The following is a 16,528-nucleotide window of genomic DNA, read 5'->3' as shown; positions in this document are numbered from 1 at the left end:
TAGGCCTGCGGCGTGCCCGCGGCCCCGGACTCAGCGCCGGCACGCTTCCCACGCGCCCGCCGCAGACACGGCACGCCCTTTCCATCGCCCGGGATCCGGAGGCCGGTTAGGCTGGCGTCGGGAAAAGCACGCAAGCCTTCCGCGGGATACCCTGCGGCCAGACGTGAGGGGACACATTTGGGCCGAAACGACGAGCACCCGGACAGTCCACGGCAGGACCGGAAGCAGCCTCCGTGGCAGATTCCACAGCCGGAGCTCCGGCCCGAGCTGCAGAACCAGCCCGGCCAGCCCGCGCCGCCGGGACTTCCGGCTGACCCCACTGCCCCCGCCGTGGTTGACCCCTTCGCCCTGGAACGCGAGCGCGGCCTGGCGGCCGCGGCGGCGCGAAAGAAGCGTTCGCAGCGCCGTACCGCCGTCGTCGGGCTGGGCGTCACGGCGCTCCTGGCCGGCACGATCACCGCCATGGTGGCCAGCAACGAGGACGAGGCCGACTACGCCCAGGTGTGCTTCAACGACGACACCGGCGAGCGGGTCGACGATGCGCAGTGCAACAACAGCAGCACGGACGGCCGCAGCTCCGGCATCTACGCCTGGTACTTCTACTCCCGCGGCGCCAGCGTGCCCGGGTTGGGCCAGAACCGGTCGGGCTACCCCAGCTACAGCAGGACAGTTCCCACCGGGGCCAAGGCGTCCACGGGGTACAGCGCCAAGGGCGGCACGGTCAGCAGGGGCGGCTTCGGCGGCAGCGCCAAGGGCGGAAGCACGGGAGGCTAGGGATGAAACGACTGGGATCCGCGCCGCGGCCGGACTGGAAAGAGCGGATTGAAGCACAAGGCCTGGTTTTCTCCACCACGGCCCTGCCGGACGGCACGAACGTCGAGTACTGGCACGAAGGCGCCTACTACGAATTCACCATGGACGAAGTGGAGACCCTCGAACAGGCCGCCGAGGACATGCACCGCATGTGCCTCGAGGCCGCGAAGTTCCTCGCCACCGGGGCCATGGGCAACATCGGGATCGGGCCGCAGGCCATGGAACTGGCGGCTGCATCGCTGCAGGCCGGCGATGTGGACGTCTACGGCCGCTTCGACTTCGTCTACGACGGCCGGGGCGGCCCGGCCAAGATGCTGGAGTACAACGCGGACACCCCTACCGGACTCATTGAGGCCGCCGTCGCCCAGTGGTTCTGGCTGCAGGACGTCCATCCCGAAAAGGACCAGTGGAACGGCATCCATGAAGCCCTCATCCGGCAGTGGAAGAGGCTGCAGTACCGCACCGGCATGAGCACGCTCCACGTCGCCCACTCCGAGGCGGAAGAATCCGGCGAGGACTGGATGACGGCAGCCTACATGCGGGACGTCGCGAGCCAGGCCGGCTGGACCACCATCGGCATCAACATGTCCGACATCGGCTGGGATCCGAACCTCAACCGCTTCGTGGACCTGGACAACTTCATGATCAGCACCATGTTCAAGCTCTACCCCTGGGAACTGATGATGAAGGAGCCGTTCGGGCAGCGGCTGCTGCAGCGCGCCCACAATCCGCGCTGGGTGGAGCCGGCCTGGAAGATGCTCCTGTCCAACAAGGCCCTGCTCGCGGCGCTCTGGCACCTCTACCCGGACCACCCCAACCTGCTTCCGGCCTATCTTGACGGTCCCGGGCCGCTCACGGAGTGGGTGGCCAAGCCGCTGCATGGCCGCGAAGGGGACAACATCAGGATCCACGCCGCCGGCATCGACCTCGAACAGCCCGGCGACTATGGCCGGGAAGGCTGGTGTTACCAGCAGTTCCATGCCCTTCCCGATTTCGACGGCAACCGCCCTGTGCTCGGCCTCTGGGTGGTCGACGGCGAATCGGTCGGCTGCGGCATCCGCGAGTCGGACGGGCCCATCACCGACTACTTCTGCCGGTTCGTGCCCAACACGATTGACGCGCCCGCCCCGGCCTCGAACCAGGCCCACTCCAGCAAGGCAGGTATTGCCCTATGAGCACCGGAACCACGACGACGACGACGGCCGGCGGCCCCGGGGGTCCCGCGGCAGTTCCGGCCAAGGGACTGCGCGCCGGGATCCTGGATCTCGGAGACTCCGTCATGTTGGGGCTGGCCTCCACCGCGCCGGTCTATTCGCTCGCGGCGACCCTGGGACTGATCGTGGCGGTGAACGGCAACTACACCCCGTTGATCCTGCTGCTGGGCTTCGTGCCCGTGCTCTTCATCGCCTTCGCCTTCCGTGAGCTCAACAGCGCCATGCCGGACTGCGGGACCACCTTCATCTGGGCCCGCCGGGCGTTCGGTCCCTGGGCCGGCTGGCTGGGCGGATGGGGCGTGGCCCTGGCCGGCGTCTTGGTCCTGGCCAACCTCGCCCAGGTCGCCGGGCAGTACCTGTGGCTGCTGATCGGCGACGGTTCGCTGGCCGGGAACAGCCTCGTGGTCACCGCCACCGGCGTGCTGTTCATCGTGTTCATGACCCTCGTGAACTACCGCGGCATCCGCCTCGGGGAACATGTCCAGCGGGTCCTGACCTACGTGCAGTACCTCTCACTGGGCATCTTCGCGATGGCCATCATCTTCCGGATCGCGGGCGGGGTGCCCGGCGCGGCCACTGGCCAAGCCTTCGACCTTGAGTGGTTCAACCCCGCCGGTGCGTTCGCCGATCCGGGCGCGGTGGTGCACGGAGCCCTGCTGGCCCTGTTCATCTACTGGGGCTGGGATACCTGCCTCGCGGTGAACGAGGAGACCGAAAACCCTGCCACCACGCCCGGCCGAGGCGCCGTCATTTCCGCGCTTGTCCTCGTGGCGATCTACGTCTCTGTGGCCCTGCTGGTGATGATGTATGCCACGGTGGGCACGGATGGGATTGGGCTGGGCAACGAGGCCAACCAGAACGATGTCTTCCTGGCCATGAAGGACGTGGTGCTGGGCCCCTGGGGCTGGCTGATCGTCGTCGCCGTCCTGGCCTCGGTGCTGTCCTCGACCCAGACCACCATCCTTCCCACGGCCCGCGGCACCTTGTCCATGGGCGTGCACGGAGCCGTGCCGCGCAGGTTCGGCGAGGTCCACCCGCGCAACCAGACGCCGGGGTATTCCACCCAGGTCATGGGTGCCGCTGCCGTCGCCTATTACGTCCTGATGAGTCTCCTGAGCGAGAACCTGCTCGCCGACTCCATCACTTCGATCAGCTTGTTCATCGCGTTCTACTACGCCCTGACCGGCTTCGCGTGCGTCTGGTACTTCCGCGCGAGCCTGCGCGGCTCGGCCCGGAACTTCTGGTTCCGCGGCGTCATGCCCCTGCTCGGCGCCCTTATGCTGACTGCGGCATTCTTCGTCTCGGCGGTGCAGATGTGGGATCCGGACTACGGTGATACGCAGATCTTCGGCGTCGGCGGGGCCTTCATCAGCGGCGTGCTGCTCCTGGGGCTGGGCGTGGCGCTGGCCGCCGCCTGCCGTTTCGCGCCGTCCACGCGGGGCTACTTCCTGCAGCACCAGCCCGACGCCGGCGCGCCCCTGCAGGTGCGGCCGTAGGATGCTGGCATGAGCAACGAAGCTGGCATGAACAATGAGGCCAACCTTTCCGACGTCTCCGATGTCCTGGCCATCGATTCCCTGCTGAGCGCGGAGGAGCGCAGCGTGCGCGAGCGCGTCCGCGATTTCACGAACCAGCGGATCCGGCCGGGCATCGCCGGCTGGTACGAGGACGCCGTGTTCCCCCTCGAGCTCGCCCCGGAACTTGGCGAGCTCGGCGTGCTCGGCATGCACCTGGAGGGCTACGGCTGCCCGGGCCGTTCCGCCGTCGAATATGGCCTCGCGGCGATGGAACTCGAGGCCGGCGATTCGGGCGTCCGCACGTTCGTCTCCGTGCAGGGCTCCCTCGCCATGACGGCCATCCACAAGTGGGGCTCCGAGGACCAAAAGCAGGAGTGGCTCCCCCGGATGGCCGCCGGCGAACTGATCGGCGCGTTTGCCCTGACCGAGCCCACGGCCGGCTCGGACCCTGCCTCGATGAAGACCTTCGCCCGCCGCGACGGCTCCGGCGATGACGCGGGCTGGATCCTGGACGGCGCGAAACGCTGGATCGGGCTCGCCTCCGTGGCGGGCGTGCTGGTGGTGTGGGCCATGACCGACGACGGCGTGCGCGGCTTCCTCGTCCCCGCCGGCACCGCGGGCGTCACCGCGACGCCGATCGGGCAGAAGCTCTCGATGCGCGCCTCCATCCAGTGCGACATCACCTTCGACGCCGTCCGGCTGGGCCCGGAGGCGCTGCTGCCCGCGGCGCGCGGGCTGAGGGGTCCTTTCTCCTGCCTCAACGAGGCCAGGTACGGGATCGCGTGGGGAGCTATGGGCGCCGCGCGGGATTCCTATGAGGCCGCGCTGGCCTACTCCCAGGAGCGGCTGCAGTTCGGCAAGCCGCTGGCCGGGTACCAGCTGACGCAGGAGAAGCTGGTGAACATGGTCCTGGAGATCCAGAAGGGCACACTCCTGGCCCTGCACCTGGGCCGGCTCAAGGACGCCGGCAGGCTGAGCCCGGAGCAGATCTCACTCGGCAAGCTGAACAACGTGCGGGAGGCGCTCAGCATTGCCCGGGAGGCTCGCACGATTCTGGGCGGCAACGGCATCACGCTGGACTATTCCCCGCTGCGGCACGCCGCCAACCTGGAATCCGTCCGGACCTACGAGGGCACCGACGAGGTCCACACCCTGATCCTGGGCCAGCACATCACGGGTCTCCCCGCCTTCCGCTGAGAGCCGCGGGGTATTTCGCGGCAGTGTTTCCGTGTCCGCTCGTCACGCGCTACGGATGAGGCCAGTGATACAAGTGGTGACTGCCGGGTTTACGGGTAGCCAACACTCGTGTCCTCCCGGGGGCGCATTCGTACAGTGGTGCCATCGCCACCGGAGCAGAGGCAGCCAAATAGCCCACGGCACTTCTTCTCTGGCCGGTCGAACCGACGTAGTCCCGCCCGTCCCAGACAGGAGCTGAGCACTCTTCCTGCCCGACGGGTGGAACAGGCTGCCAAGTATAGGGGGACATCATGAGTCTCAACGCGAAGCCAGCCGCGTGGACACTTCGTTTCTTTCCGGCACGTCACGCCACTGCCGGCGCGGGCGGGGACGGCCAGGACAGGTCCGCTTCCGGTCAGGGACCCCACAGGCACCGGGCCCGCATCAGCGCGGCACTCGTCCTGGACCGCGACCGGCTTCAGGAGAGCACGGGGACGGTCCAGTCGTGGAAGTTCCACGACTTCGTCAGCACATTCCAGCTCATGCTTCCCCACCGGGTCGAAAAGATTCACCAGGCCCTGGCCGTCGGGGACTGGGAGGCCGCGCGCCTGGCCGCCCAAAGCCTGTCCTGGTCCGCATCCAAGGCCGGTGCGTGCCGGCTCGAACTCATCGCCGACCTCATCGATGCCGACCTCCAGTCCGGACGCAAGACCCGGGCACGGGAGACGGCCTGCCTCCTCCAAGGCGCCGCCACCGAACTGGCAACAGCCCTCGCCCTGCTGACCGCCGGCTGAGCGCCGGCTGACCGGGTCCGGCCACCACCGGACGTTGCCCCAACACCACACACGCTCCATGAATCAGAGCGTTCCCGCCGTTCAGTGGCTCAGGCGGAGAATCCACCGTCGGCCTTGACCAGCTGCCCGGACATCCAGCGGCCCTCGGGCGAGAGCAGGAACGCGACGGTGCCGGCCACGTCCGCCGGTGTGCCCAGCCGGCCGCCGGGTTGCCGGCGGGCCAGTTCGTCACGGAGCGGCTCATCCATCCAGCCGGTATCCACCGGTCCCGGGTTCAGGACGTTGGCGCTGATCCCGAGCGGGCCGAGTTCGCGGGCGGCGGCGATCACGATCCGGTCCAGTGCGCCCTTTGATGCCCCGTAGGGCAGGTTGAAAGCGGTGTGGTCGCTGGTCAGGGCCACGATGGCGCCGCCCTCGGGACCGGCCTGCCGGGCGAAAGCGGCAATCAACTGCCAGCTGGCCCGGGTGTTGACCGCAAAGTGCCTCTCGAAGCTCTCCAGGGACGTGTCCAGGATGGAGGAGTCCACGGATTCGGCGTGGCTGAGCACCAGACCCTGCAGGGTTCCGGCCTCCGCCGCGGCGGCGGACATCAGCCGGTCCACGGCGTGCGGGTCCTGGAAATCCGCCGGCAGCGCCACGACGGCGGCACCGATCGCCTCGAGCTCGGCGGTGAGGCGTTCGACGTCGTCCGGCTGGACTCCCCACGGCATCCGCGCGTCGTAGTCCTGCCAGTACGTCAGCACGAGGTCCCAGCCGTCCGCGGCGAGGCGGCGTGCGATGCCTGCGCCGATTCCGGCGAGCCGGCCGACACCGGTGACAAGGGCCGTCTTACGTCCGTCGGGGGAGCTCATGCCGACCAGCCTAGCGGTGGCGGCCGGCGCGGCGCCTACCAGGTGGCGGCCTGCTAGGTGCGCGGCCTGCTACGAGCGGTGCCTACGAGGAGGCTGAGGAAGTGGAGACGGCGGCCGGGACGTCCCGTTCGGCAGCCGGCCCGCGTGCAAGGTCCGGCTCCGGCCCCAGCGGGTCCCGCCGCAGGGCCACGAGCCAGCACACCAGCAGGGCCAGGGCGCAGAAGACGCCGGCGCTGGAGGCCATGATCCACACCCCGGGCGTCTGGATGTCGAGGTTTTCGGCGCCGAGGGCCGTACCGATGGTCTTGGGCGAGAACAGGAATACGAGGATCGACAGGCCCAGCACGCCGCCCATGGTCCAGCGCATCCCGACGTACCGGCGCGGAGCTTCCCGCAGGGTCCAGGCGAAAGCCGGAAAGACCGCCGCGACCCACACCCAGTGGTGGGACCACGAGACCGGGCTGATCAGCAGCATGGTGATCGCGGTCGCCGATACGGCCACGACGCGGGCACCCTGATCGCTGGCGGCCTTGATCACTGCGGCGCCCACGGCCACAACCGCCAGGCTCAGCAGCAGCCATGGCACGGTGACGTGCGCTTCCGGGACCCCGAAGTGCAGCAGGGCGCCCTTAATGGACAGGTTGTCCACGTAGCCCGCTCCCCCCATCCGGGAGGTGTCGGGCAGCATCTGGAGCCAGAACTGCAGGGATTCGGCGGGCCGGAGCAGCCAGCCGGCCGCCACGGTGGCGGTGAAGCCGGCGGCCATGTTGCCCAGCCCGCGCCAGTCCCTGCGGACCAGAAAGTAGAGCCCGAACACCAGGGGCGTCAGCTTGATGCCGGCGGCGACGCCCACCAGGAAGCCGCTGCCGGGGAAACCGCGGGCCCAGCGCCGGTTGCGGGCCAACAGGTCCACGGCGATCAGGCCCATCAGCAGGGCGTTGATTTGGCCGAACACCAGGGTCTCGCGCCAGGGACCCAGGTTCAGCACCGCCAGGACCAGGACGGCGGCGGCCCAGCCGTTGCCCGGTGCCCGGAAGGTGTCGCGCCAGGAGGCTTTCGCGTTCCAGTACCGGACCGTTCGGACCGCGGCCAGGATCGCCACCCCGGCGCCGGCGGCGTTGAACAGGGTCAGCGCCGCCGCCAGGGGCAGCCGGGCCAAGAGGCCGAAGACGATGGCGGCGAACGGCGGGTAGGTAAACATCAGCGCCGGTCCGCCGGCCCAGTCCACGTTGCCCGCATACAGGGCTGAGGGTGCCGCGCCGGCGTCGTTGAGGATTTTGCCGCCGTACCAGTAGACGCTGAAGTCCAGGCCGTGCTTGCCCCAGACTCCGAGCGAGATCCAGATGAAGTAGCCCACCGCGGCGATGGCCGGGATGACGGAGAGCCGGAACAGGTGCGGGACGGGTGAATACCGCGCCGGGCTGCGGTCTGAAACGGGCACTGACATGTACTCCCCCATCGGGCTGCTGATGTAGACGCTGGCCGTTTGGTCGATTCCGTCCAGGGCGGCGCAAACGCGCCCTCGCTGTCGGGTCAGTCTACAGAACAGCTACGCCGGGACCGGGACGGACTCCGGCTTCCGGGCGTCCTTGCGGATGGTGGCGCTGATGACGGCGGCGATGGTGCACATGGCAGCGGCGGCAAACCAGGCGTAGGTGTACTGGCCGGTGGCGTCCCGGACCGCCCCGGCCGCCAGGGCAGCGGCGGCCGCGCCGAGCTGGTGGGCCGCGAATACCCAGCCGAACACGACGCTCCCGTCGGCACCGAACACCTGGCGGCAGATCGCGGCGGTCGGCGGCACCGTGGCGACCCAGTCCAGGCCGTAGATGACCACGAACACGATCATGCTGGGCTGGACGGTAGCGCTGAGCAGCAGCGGCAGGACCAGCAGCCCGATCCCGCGGAACTGGTAGTACACGGCGAGCAGGATCCGGGGGTTGAAGCGGTCCGTGAGCCACCCGGAGGCGATGGTGCCGATGATGTCGAAGAGGCCGACGACGGCGAGCAGGCCCGCCGCGGTGGTTTCGGGCATGCCGTGGTCGTGGGCGGAGGGGATGAAGTGGGTGCCGATCAGCCCGTTGGTGGTCGCGCCGCAGATCGCGAAGCCAGCCACCAGGGCCCAGAAGGTACGCACTTTGCTGGCCCGTTTGAGGACCTGCAGGGCACGGACCGCGGCGTTCCGGCGGGGCTCCTGCACTTCCTGCCCGGCGGCCGGTCCTGTCGGTTCGGGCCCGCTGGATTCCGTGCCGGCGTTCGGGCCGGGGGCCGGCGGCGTCGCCCCGTAGGGCAGCACGCCGACGTCGGCCGGTGAGTTCTTCAGGAACATCAGCACGAGCGGCACCACGGCCAGCGCGCCGGCACCGATGAGGAGCGAGGCCTGCCGCCAGCCCGGGTCCTGGGCAAGGGCCGCGATGAAGGGCAGGAACACGAGCTGCCCGGCGGCGCTGCCGGCGGTGAGGATGCCGATGACCAGGCCGCGGCTCTTGGCGAACCAGGTGTTGGCGATGGTCGCGGCGAAGACCAGCGCCATGGACCCGGTGCCGAGCCCGATCAGCAGCCCCCACGTCAGCAGGATCTGCCAGGACTGGGTCACGAGGACCGTCAGCGCGCTGCCGGCGCCGATCAGCACCAGGGCCACGGCCGTGACTGCGCGGATGCCGAAGCGTTCCATGAGCGCTGCCGCGAACGGTGCCGTGAGCCCGAAAAGCACGAGGTTGATGCTGACCGCGGCGGAGAGCACGGTGGTGGACCAGCCGAACTCGTTCTGCAGCGGCACCATCAGCACACCCGGGGCCGCCCGGAACCCTGCCGCGCCGACCAGCGCGAGGAAAGCCACGGCGGCGACGGTCCACGCCGGGTGGATGCGGCGGCGGACGGGCGCCGGGGTCACGGTGGTTTCAGGGGCGTTCATGCGGCGGTTCCGTTCTGGACAGGTGTCCCGGTGCCGGCCGAGGCCAGCGGCACGGGGTCCGCGGTGCGGGAGAGGCTGTGCCAGCTCGTGTTGGCGGCCGTCAGCGGTTCCCCGCAGGCCGTGCACGTGTCAGCCGAGGAGGTCCGCTCCCCGCAGCCGCTGTGGATGACGAACATGTGTGCCTGCCCGGACGGCGCCGGGAGATGCTTTTCGGCCCAGATCACGACGGCGTTGAGCACCGGGAGGGCGTCTTCGCCCATGGCGGTGAGGACGTATTCCTGGCGGGTGCGGCCGCCGTCGTCGTAGGGCCTCCGGGCCAGGAGCCCGGCGGCGACGAGCCCGGCGAGCCGCTTGGTGAGCACAGAATCGGCCGCCCCCAGCCGGGCCTTCATGGCTTCGAAGCGGCCGTTGCCGAAGAACACCTCGCGCAGGACGAGCACGCTCCAGGGATCGCCCAGGATGTCGAGGCCGCGGGCCATGCTGCAGGTCCGTTGGGACCAGTCGGATCGAAGTGCCATGCGGACCACCCTAGCTGACTCTCTTAGAGAAAGCTAGGGTGGCCCGGCGGAATGATCCGGGCGCCGGGGTCGGTTGCCGGTGCAGCTACGGTGCAGTTAGCTGCCGGCGGCCAGGGAGGAAATCGCGGCGTCGAGGTCGGCGATCAGGTCCTCCACGTCCTCGATGCCGCACGAGAGCCGGATCAGGTTGACCGGGACCGCCAGTTCCGTGCCCTTGACCGAGGCGTGCGTCATTTCGGACGGGTAGTTCATGAGCGATTCGATCCCGCCCAGGGACTCCGCCAGGGTGAACACGGAGGTCGATTCGGCCACCTTGCGGGCCGCGGCCTCGCCGCCCTTGAACTGCACGGAGATCATGCCGCCGAACTTCTTCATCTGCTTTTTGGCCAGCTCGTGGCCGGGGTGGGTGGGCAGGCCCGGGTAGAGCACGGCCTCCACTTCGGGGCGCCCCAGCAGCCATTCGGCCACGGCCTGGGCGTTGTCGCTGTGCCGGTCCATGCGCACCCCGAGGGTCTTGAGCCCGCGGGTGGTGAGGAAAGCGTCCATCGGCCCGGACACGGCGCCGACGGCGAACTGCACAAAGCCGATCTTCTCGGCGAGGTCGGGGTCGTTGACCACGATCGCGCCGCCGACGACGTCGGAGTGCCCGCCGATGTACTTGGTGGTGGAATGCACCACCACATCGGCGCCGAGGGCCAGCGGGGTCTGCAGGTACGGGGAGGCGAAGGTGTTGTCTACCACGAGGAGCGCGCCGGCGTCGTGCGCCACCTTCGCGAGCGCCTCGATGTCGGTGATCTTCATCATCGGGTTCGACGGCGTCTCGACCCACACCAGGCGGGTCTTGCCGCCACCGTCGGCGGTACTGTCGGCGGTGCCGCCCGCTGCGACGGCGGCCGCGACGGCGTCGAGGTCGGACATGTCCACCGGGGTGTTGCCGATGCCCCACTCCCCCAGGACCCGGCTGATGAGCCGGTACGTGCCGCCGTAGGCGTCGTTGCCGAGCACAATATGGTCACCGGGGCGGGTGAGGGCGCGGATCATCGAGTCCTCGGCGGCCAGGCCGGAGCCAAAGGAGAACGCGGCGCTCCCGCCTTCCAGGGCCGCCAGCTGCTCCTGCAGCGAGTCACGGGTGGGGTTGGTGCCCCGGCCGTATTCGTAACCGGCCCTCAGCCCGCCGATGCCGTCCTGGGCATAGGTCGAGGAGAAGTGCACGGGGGGCACCACCGCCCCGGTGCGGGGCTCAAACGCCTGGCCGGCGTGGATGGCGCGGGTGTTGAAACCCTGGTTTTTTGAGGACGGGCTTTCGGGCACAGACATGGGACTCCTTGAACTGGTCAGTTGCTGAGGTACGCGAGGAGGTCGTGGCGGGTCAGGATCCCCACCGGGGCGCCGACAAACGTCACCATGAGGGTGTCGGCGTCGGAGAGGAGTTCGCGGGCGGTCGAGATCGATTCGAGCGAGCCGATCACGGGGAGCCGGGCCTCCATGTGTTCGGAAATCTTGTCCGAGAGCTTGGCCTCGCCGCGGAAGAGCTTGGCCGTGAGGGTGCGTTCGTCCACGGCGCCCAGCACCTCGCCCATGACGACTGGCGGTTCCTGGGACAAAACGGGGATGTGCGAGACGCCGTACTCGTTCATGATGTTGATGACGTCGCGGACGGACTCGTTCGGGTGGATGTGCACGAGGTCCGGGAGTTCACCGGTCTTGGCCTTGAGGATCTCGCCCACCGACGCCTCGTCCCCGCCGGCCAGGAAGCCGTAGGAACGCATCCACTGGTCGTTGAAGATCTTGGCCAGGTAGCCGCGGCCGGAGTCCGGCAGGATGACCACGACGACGGCGTCGGCCGGGAGGTCCTTGGCGACTTCCATGGCGGCCACGACGGCCATGCCCGAGGAGCCGCCCACCAGCAGGCCTTCCTCGCGCGCCAGCCGGCGCGTCATCGCGAAGGAGTCGGCGTCGCTGACGGCAATGACGTCGTCCGGGACCGACTTGTCGTAGTTGGCCGGCCACATGTCCTCCCCGACGCCCTCGACAAAGTACGGGCGGCCCGTGCCGCCGGAGTACACCGAGCCGGCGGGATCCGCGCCGATGATCTTCACGACGCCACCCTCGGCGCCGGGGCGCCCGGCGGAGACTTCCTTGAGGTACCGGCCGGTGCCGGTGATCGTGCCGCCGGTCCCGGCGCCGATCACGCAGTGGGTGATGCGGCCGTCGGTGTCGTGCCAGATCTCAGGGCCCGTGGTCTCATAGTGGCTGGCCGGGGCGGCGGGGTTGGAGAACTGGTCCGGCTTGTAGGCGCCGGGGATTTCGGTGACGAGCCGGTCGGAGACGCCGTAGTAGCTTTGCGGGCTGTCCGGCGGGACGGCGGTGGGCGTGACCACCACTTCCGCGCCGTAGGCCTGGAGCACGGCCCGCTTGTCCTCGCCGACCTTGTCCGGCACGACGAAGATGCAGCGGTAGCCCTTCTGCTGCGCCACGAGCGCCAAACCGACGCCGGTGTTGCCCGAGGTGGGCTCCACGATCGTGCCGCCGGGCAGGAGCTGGCCCGTTCGTTCGGCCTCCTCGATCATCTTGACCGCAATGCGGTCCTTGATCGAACCGCCGGGGTTCAGGTATTCGAGCTTCACCAGGACCGTGGCTGCGATGCCATCGGTCACGTGGTTGAGTTTGACGAGCGGCGTATGGCCAATGAGGTCCAGGACGGACGGGGCGTACTTCATAGGTACAAAGTTACCGTCTCCGGCGCGGCGGGCACGTCGGCGCGGCCACGGCGCTCCCACGGCTCTGGCAGATGCGAGGATATGGCTGTGAAGAGGATCGCCCGGCTGAAGAAGTTCAAGAGCTACGCGCTGCCCGCGGGCATGCTGCTGGCCGGGTGCGCGGCGCTGGTGTCCGGGCTGCTGCCGGTCCCCGCCTTCCAGGCGCTGGCAGCACGCACCGTGCCGATTCTGGCGTTCGTGGTCGCCATGTCCCTTGTCACCGAACTGGTGGATGAGGCCGGGCTCTTCCGCGTCGTCACGGAGCATCTGGCCGCCCTGGGCCGCGGCCGGGTCCTCTTGCTGTGGTTCCTCGCGATCGCCCTGGCCACCGTTTCCACGGTCTTCCTGTCGCTGGATACGACGGCGGTGCTGGTGACTCCCGTCGTCGTGCTGCTGGCCATTCACGCCCGCATTCCGCCGCTGCCGTTTGCGCTGACCACGGTGTGGCTGGCGAACACGGCCTCGCTGCTGCTGCCGGTCTCCAACCTGACCAACCTGCTCGCGCAGGAGCGGCTCAACCTCAGCCCCGCCGCGTTCGCTTCGCTCGTGTGGGCCCCGGCCCTGGTGGGCATCCTCGTGCCGCTGGTGCTCCTGTGGCTGGCGTTCCGGAAGGACCTGCGCGGCACGTACGGCCCCCAGCCCGTCCACAAGGTCCGGGACCGGGTGCTGCTGTACTCGGCGTCGGGGGTCATGGTGGTCCTGCTCCCGGCGCTTGTCTCCGGGGTTCCGGTGCAGATCCCGGCACTCGCGGCGGCTGCTGCCCTGCTCCTGCTCTTCCTCTGGCGGCGGCGCTCCGTCCTGCGCTGGTCCATGATTCCCTGGCGCCCGCTGATGCTCACGTCCGGGCTGTTCATGGTGGTGGAGACCCTGCACGCCAACGGGCTCACCCAGTTCCTGACCGGGATCGCCGGCACGGGCGAGAGCCTGCCGGCGCTCCTGCAGCTCGCCGGCCTGGGCGCCGGGGCAGCCAACGCGGTCAACAACCTCCCCGCCTATCTGGCCCTGGAACCGGTGGGCGGCTCCCCGGCCCGGCTGGCGGCCCTGCTGATCGGCGTGAACCTGGGCCCGCTGGTGACCCCCTGGGCGTCCCTGGCCACGCTGCTGTGGCACGAGCGGCTCCGCTCCCTGAATGTGGAGATCCGCTGGGGAGGCTTTGCCCTCGCCGGCGTGGCCGCCGTCGTCCTCACCGTCCCGTTGGCGGTCGTGGCGCTGTGGCTCACCACCGGGATGCAGTGAGGTGGATGCACTGCGGGCCGGCGTGCCCGGCCCGTCAGGCGCCGATGTCATTCCCGGCGTTCGCTGCCCCGGCGCCGCCCTCACGCGGGGCGTTCTGCCAGAGGCCGACCACATTGCCCTCAGTGTCCCGGAAGTAGGCGGCCCAGCCCATGGTGCCGATTGCCTCGCGCGGTAAGACGGTGCTGCCGCCCAGGGCATTGATCTTCTCCAACGCCGCGTCGATGTCATCGACATCCACAGTGACCACCGGGGATGTGAGGTCGCCTTCGCGGCGGAACATGCCGCCGTTGATGGAGCCCGGCACGGAGGGCATGCCGTTGGCATCCGTCTGCGTCGTCTTGATCATGGCGTAGCTCATTTCCGGCACCTGGCTTACCTCCCAGCCGAACGCCGAACTGTAGAACTCCCGTGCGCGGCCCTCGTCGTCTGCGGGAATTTCGAAATGTACCACTCCACCAGCCATCACACTCTCCTAAAAACAAGGATTCGGTGCCCAGAGGCGGGCGCGGACACAGCACGCCACTAGCCGGATTTTAGCCCCGGCAGCGCGGGAGGTTAAGGGCCGTACGGCCCCTGCATCGTTGCCGCGGATGCCGCTGCTGTCAGCGGGCCGTGGGAACATGTTCGAATGAGCCTTGCAGACGCCCCCGCAGGCATTGCCGCCGCGGCGGACGCCTCATTGCGGTGGCACCCGGGCGGCCCGTTCGACTTGATGCAAACCATCGGCACGCTGCTGCGCGGCCACGGCGACCCGTCCATCCGCACCGCCCCGGACGGCATCTGGTTCGCGTTCACGACGCCCCGCGGTCCGGCCACGCTGCGCCTGGCAACGGCCGGGACGCGGGCTGACCCTGCCGTGGACGCGCAGGCCTGGGGTCCCGGAGCGGGGGACGCCGTCGATTCCGTCCCGCGCATGCTCGGGAGCGACGACGACTGGTCCGGCTTCGACGAGCCCGCATTCCACGCGAGCCTCCCGCGCATGGTGGTTGAAGCCCGACGCCGGAACCTCGCGATCCGGCTGCCTGCAACCGGCAGGATAATCGATTCACTCGTGCCGACCATCCTGGAGCAGAAGGTCACCGTTATCGAGGCCCGCCGCGGATACCGCTACCTGATGTACCGCTTCGGGACGGCGGCGCCGGGCGCCGGCACCGTCGCGCCCGCCAATCTGCTGGTCCAGCCGACGGCCGCGCAGTGGCTGCACATCCCGTCCTGGGAGTGGCACAAGGCCGGCGTGGGCCCGCAGCGGTCGGGAACCGTCATGCGGGCGCTGCGTTCGGCCGCCGCGCTGGAACGGCTCGCCGCCCTCCCCGCCGCGGAGGCGGCGGCCAAGCTGCAGACGCTGCCCGGAATCGGGGTCTGGACGGCGGCGGAGGTAGTGCAGCGCACGCACGGCTGCCCGGATTCGATCTCGGTCGGCGACTACCACCTTGCGGCCTACGTGGGCGCCGCCCTGACCGGCCGCCGGACAGACGACGCCGGCATGCTCAGGCTGCTGGCTCCATGGGCGGGGCACCGGCAGCGGGTGGTCCGGATGATCGGGCTGAGCGGCTTCCGGAAACCGACATTTGGCCCGCGCATGACCATCCAGGACCACCGCAGCCACTGACCTCAGGAGCAACGCGGGGTCACTTACGGCCCATCCGGGGCCCCTTTATGGGCGCGATCTGACCCCGCGTTGGTGTGGGCGGTTCAGGAGGGCAGGAGTTTGCTCAGGCGCGGAGCCGGGCCCTCTTGATCCGGGCGATGACGCCGTCGAATCCCTCGGCAAGATCGTCGGCGTTGACTTTGAAATACGCCCATCCTGCGCTGCGGAACGCTTCGTCCCGCCGGTTGTCCCGAGACTGCTGTTCCCGAGTGAGGTGGTGGGCGCCGTCGTACTGCATGGCGATCCCGTACCTCCGGTAGCCCATGTCTGCAGCCGGTGAGCGCGGGTCTTCCGGGTCGAGCCTCAATTGCAGCTCCGGCTCCGGCAGACGCGCATCCAACAGCGCCAGCCGCAGGAATGTCTCCGGGAAAGAGTCTGCTCCCACCCGCATCTCGTCCAGCGCAAGCCGCGCCTTCTCGACGCCCTTCATGTTGGGATGCTGGCGGATCAGCAGCCGCAGGCCATCCTTGTAGGCGTAGGGCTCCGACCTCAGTTCGAGGCTGGGCCTGGGCTGTCGGATGAGCTGGTCTCCCATCGCGATGAGGTAGTTGAGCGGCAGGACTGCGGCCAGATCCAGCCAAGTGCGGGGCGGCGCCGTGACAGGGATGCCGTCGACGTCGGTCAGCTCGCCCGGAATGAGCCGCACGCGGTGACCCGTGACCCCGGCACGGCGGACTCTGGGCAGTTCATGGGGTTTGCTGAGGTGGATGGTGGGGCATTCGCCCAACCATGGCGGCAGCCCGAGCCTGGTCAGCACGGCCGCGGTTTCATGGGACGCCCAGGCACCCGGGGTAGCAGCGGCGAGGACCCTGGCCCGTTCGACGATCTCAAGCTGCCGGCCTGCCGGCAGATAGATAAGGCGGCCGCCGTCGGACAAATCGTGCGCCCGTAGACGTTTGGGCGGAATACCCAGCGCGCGCGACTCATAGACGGTGAACGGTGTGAGGGTGAGGCTTTCGGGAAGCGGCACAATGCGGACCATGCGCACCATTGTGACCGCGGATCAGCCTCGGCGCTGAGGTTATCCACAGGCCCTCCGGAATCGCCGCAACGCGGGGTCACTTACGGCCCGTCCAGCGCCCCGGGATGGG

At 69.2% G+C, this 16,528-nt stretch carries 15 protein-coding genes; 7 read left to right on the top strand and 8 right to left on the bottom strand.

Annotated features, from left to right (window positions below):
• The first annotated feature begins 177 nt into the window (after positions 1-177).
• The 5 genes from AC1DKN_RS03100 to AC1DKN_RS03080 all read left to right on the top strand — a co-directional run bounded on the left by AC1DKN_RS03100 (position 178) and on the right by AC1DKN_RS03080 (position 5,514).
• Positions 178-774: a Tat pathway signal protein gene (locus AC1DKN_RS03100; protein ID WP_476855657.1), complete on the top strand. Its 597-nt coding sequence runs from the start codon at positions 178-180 to the stop codon at positions 772-774.
• A gap of 2 nt (positions 775-776) precedes the next feature.
• Entirely contained in the window at positions 777-1,988 is a 1,212-nt protein-coding gene (locus AC1DKN_RS03095; protein ID WP_476870442.1) for a glutathionylspermidine synthase family protein, read from the top strand.
• The gene (locus tag AC1DKN_RS03090) at positions 1,985-3,523 is read left to right on the top strand and encodes an APC family permease (protein WP_476870441.1); all 1,539 of its coding nucleotides are present in this window, start codon (positions 1,985-1,987) and stop codon (positions 3,521-3,523) included. The genes AC1DKN_RS03095 and AC1DKN_RS03090 overlap by 4 nt, the downstream gene beginning before the upstream one ends.
• Positions 3,524-3,532: 9 nt before the next feature.
• Complete coding sequence (locus AC1DKN_RS03085) at positions 3,533-4,741, top strand: acyl-CoA dehydrogenase family protein (RefSeq protein WP_476870440.1); 1,209 nt, start codon at positions 3,533-3,535, stop codon at positions 4,739-4,741.
• 290 nt (positions 4,742-5,031) lie between these two features.
• Positions 5,032-5,514: a hypothetical protein gene (locus AC1DKN_RS03080; RefSeq protein ID WP_476870439.1), complete on the top strand. Its 483-nt coding sequence runs from the start codon at positions 5,032-5,034 to the stop codon at positions 5,512-5,514.
• A gap of 89 nt (positions 5,515-5,603) precedes the next feature.
• Here AC1DKN_RS03080 and AC1DKN_RS03075 read toward each other — a convergent pair whose 3' ends face one another.
• The 6 genes from AC1DKN_RS03075 to AC1DKN_RS03050 form a co-directional block, all read right to left on the bottom strand.
• Positions 5,604-6,365, bottom strand: a complete 762-nt coding sequence (locus tag AC1DKN_RS03075; RefSeq protein ID WP_476870438.1) for an SDR family oxidoreductase — start codon at positions 6,363-6,365, stop codon at positions 5,604-5,606.
• Between the two features lie 82 nt (positions 6,366-6,447).
• Entirely contained in the window at positions 6,448-7,812 is a 1,365-nt protein-coding gene (locus tag AC1DKN_RS03070; RefSeq protein WP_476870437.1) for a glycosyltransferase 87 family protein, read from the bottom strand.
• A 102-nt stretch (positions 7,813-7,914) separates the two neighbouring features.
• On the bottom strand, positions 7,915-9,276 hold the full coding sequence (locus AC1DKN_RS03065; RefSeq protein ID WP_223913762.1) for an MFS transporter: 1,362 nt from the start codon (positions 9,274-9,276) through the stop codon (positions 7,915-7,917).
• Positions 9,273-9,794: a winged helix-turn-helix transcriptional regulator gene (locus AC1DKN_RS03060; protein WP_223913761.1), complete on the bottom strand. Its 522-nt coding sequence runs from the start codon at positions 9,792-9,794 to the stop codon at positions 9,273-9,275. The genes AC1DKN_RS03065 and AC1DKN_RS03060 overlap by 4 nt, the downstream gene beginning before the upstream one ends.
• A gap of 96 nt (positions 9,795-9,890) precedes the next feature.
• Entirely contained in the window at positions 9,891-11,111 is a 1,221-nt protein-coding gene (locus AC1DKN_RS03055; protein WP_476859371.1) for a cystathionine gamma-synthase, read from the bottom strand.
• A 17-nt stretch (positions 11,112-11,128) separates the two neighbouring features.
• Entirely contained in the window at positions 11,129-12,514 is a 1,386-nt protein-coding gene (locus AC1DKN_RS03050; RefSeq protein ID WP_243181137.1) for a cystathionine beta-synthase, read from the bottom strand.
• 81 nt (positions 12,515-12,595) lie between these two features.
• On the opposite strand from AC1DKN_RS03050, the gene AC1DKN_RS03045 reads away from it, so the two are divergent.
• Positions 12,596-13,789 (top strand): ArsB/NhaD family transporter, encoded by a 1,194-nt coding sequence (locus tag AC1DKN_RS03045; protein WP_476870436.1) that lies wholly within the window; start codon positions 12,596-12,598, stop codon positions 13,787-13,789.
• Between the two features lie 34 nt (positions 13,790-13,823).
• Here AC1DKN_RS03045 and AC1DKN_RS03040 read toward each other — a convergent pair whose 3' ends face one another.
• Complete coding sequence (locus AC1DKN_RS03040) at positions 13,824-14,252, bottom strand: VOC family protein (protein WP_476870435.1); 429 nt, start codon at positions 14,250-14,252, stop codon at positions 13,824-13,826.
• A gap of 165 nt (positions 14,253-14,417) precedes the next feature.
• On the opposite strand from AC1DKN_RS03040, the gene AC1DKN_RS03035 reads away from it, so the two are divergent.
• Complete coding sequence (locus AC1DKN_RS03035; RefSeq protein WP_476870434.1) at positions 14,418-15,398, top strand: DNA-3-methyladenine glycosylase family protein; 981 nt, start codon at positions 14,418-14,420, stop codon at positions 15,396-15,398.
• 103 nt (positions 15,399-15,501) lie between these two features.
• On the opposite strand, the gene AC1DKN_RS03030 is transcribed toward AC1DKN_RS03035, so the two are convergent.
• Positions 15,502-16,419, bottom strand: a complete 918-nt coding sequence (locus AC1DKN_RS03030; protein WP_476870433.1) for a hypothetical protein — start codon at positions 16,417-16,419, stop codon at positions 15,502-15,504.
• Positions 16,420-16,528 lie beyond the last annotated feature (109 nt).

The sequence above is a fragment of the Arthrobacter sp. 01N444 genome, assembly GCF_056399305.1.
The sequence above is the reverse complement of the archived record's forward strand: the minus strand, read 5'-3'. Positions and strand labels throughout refer to the sequence as shown.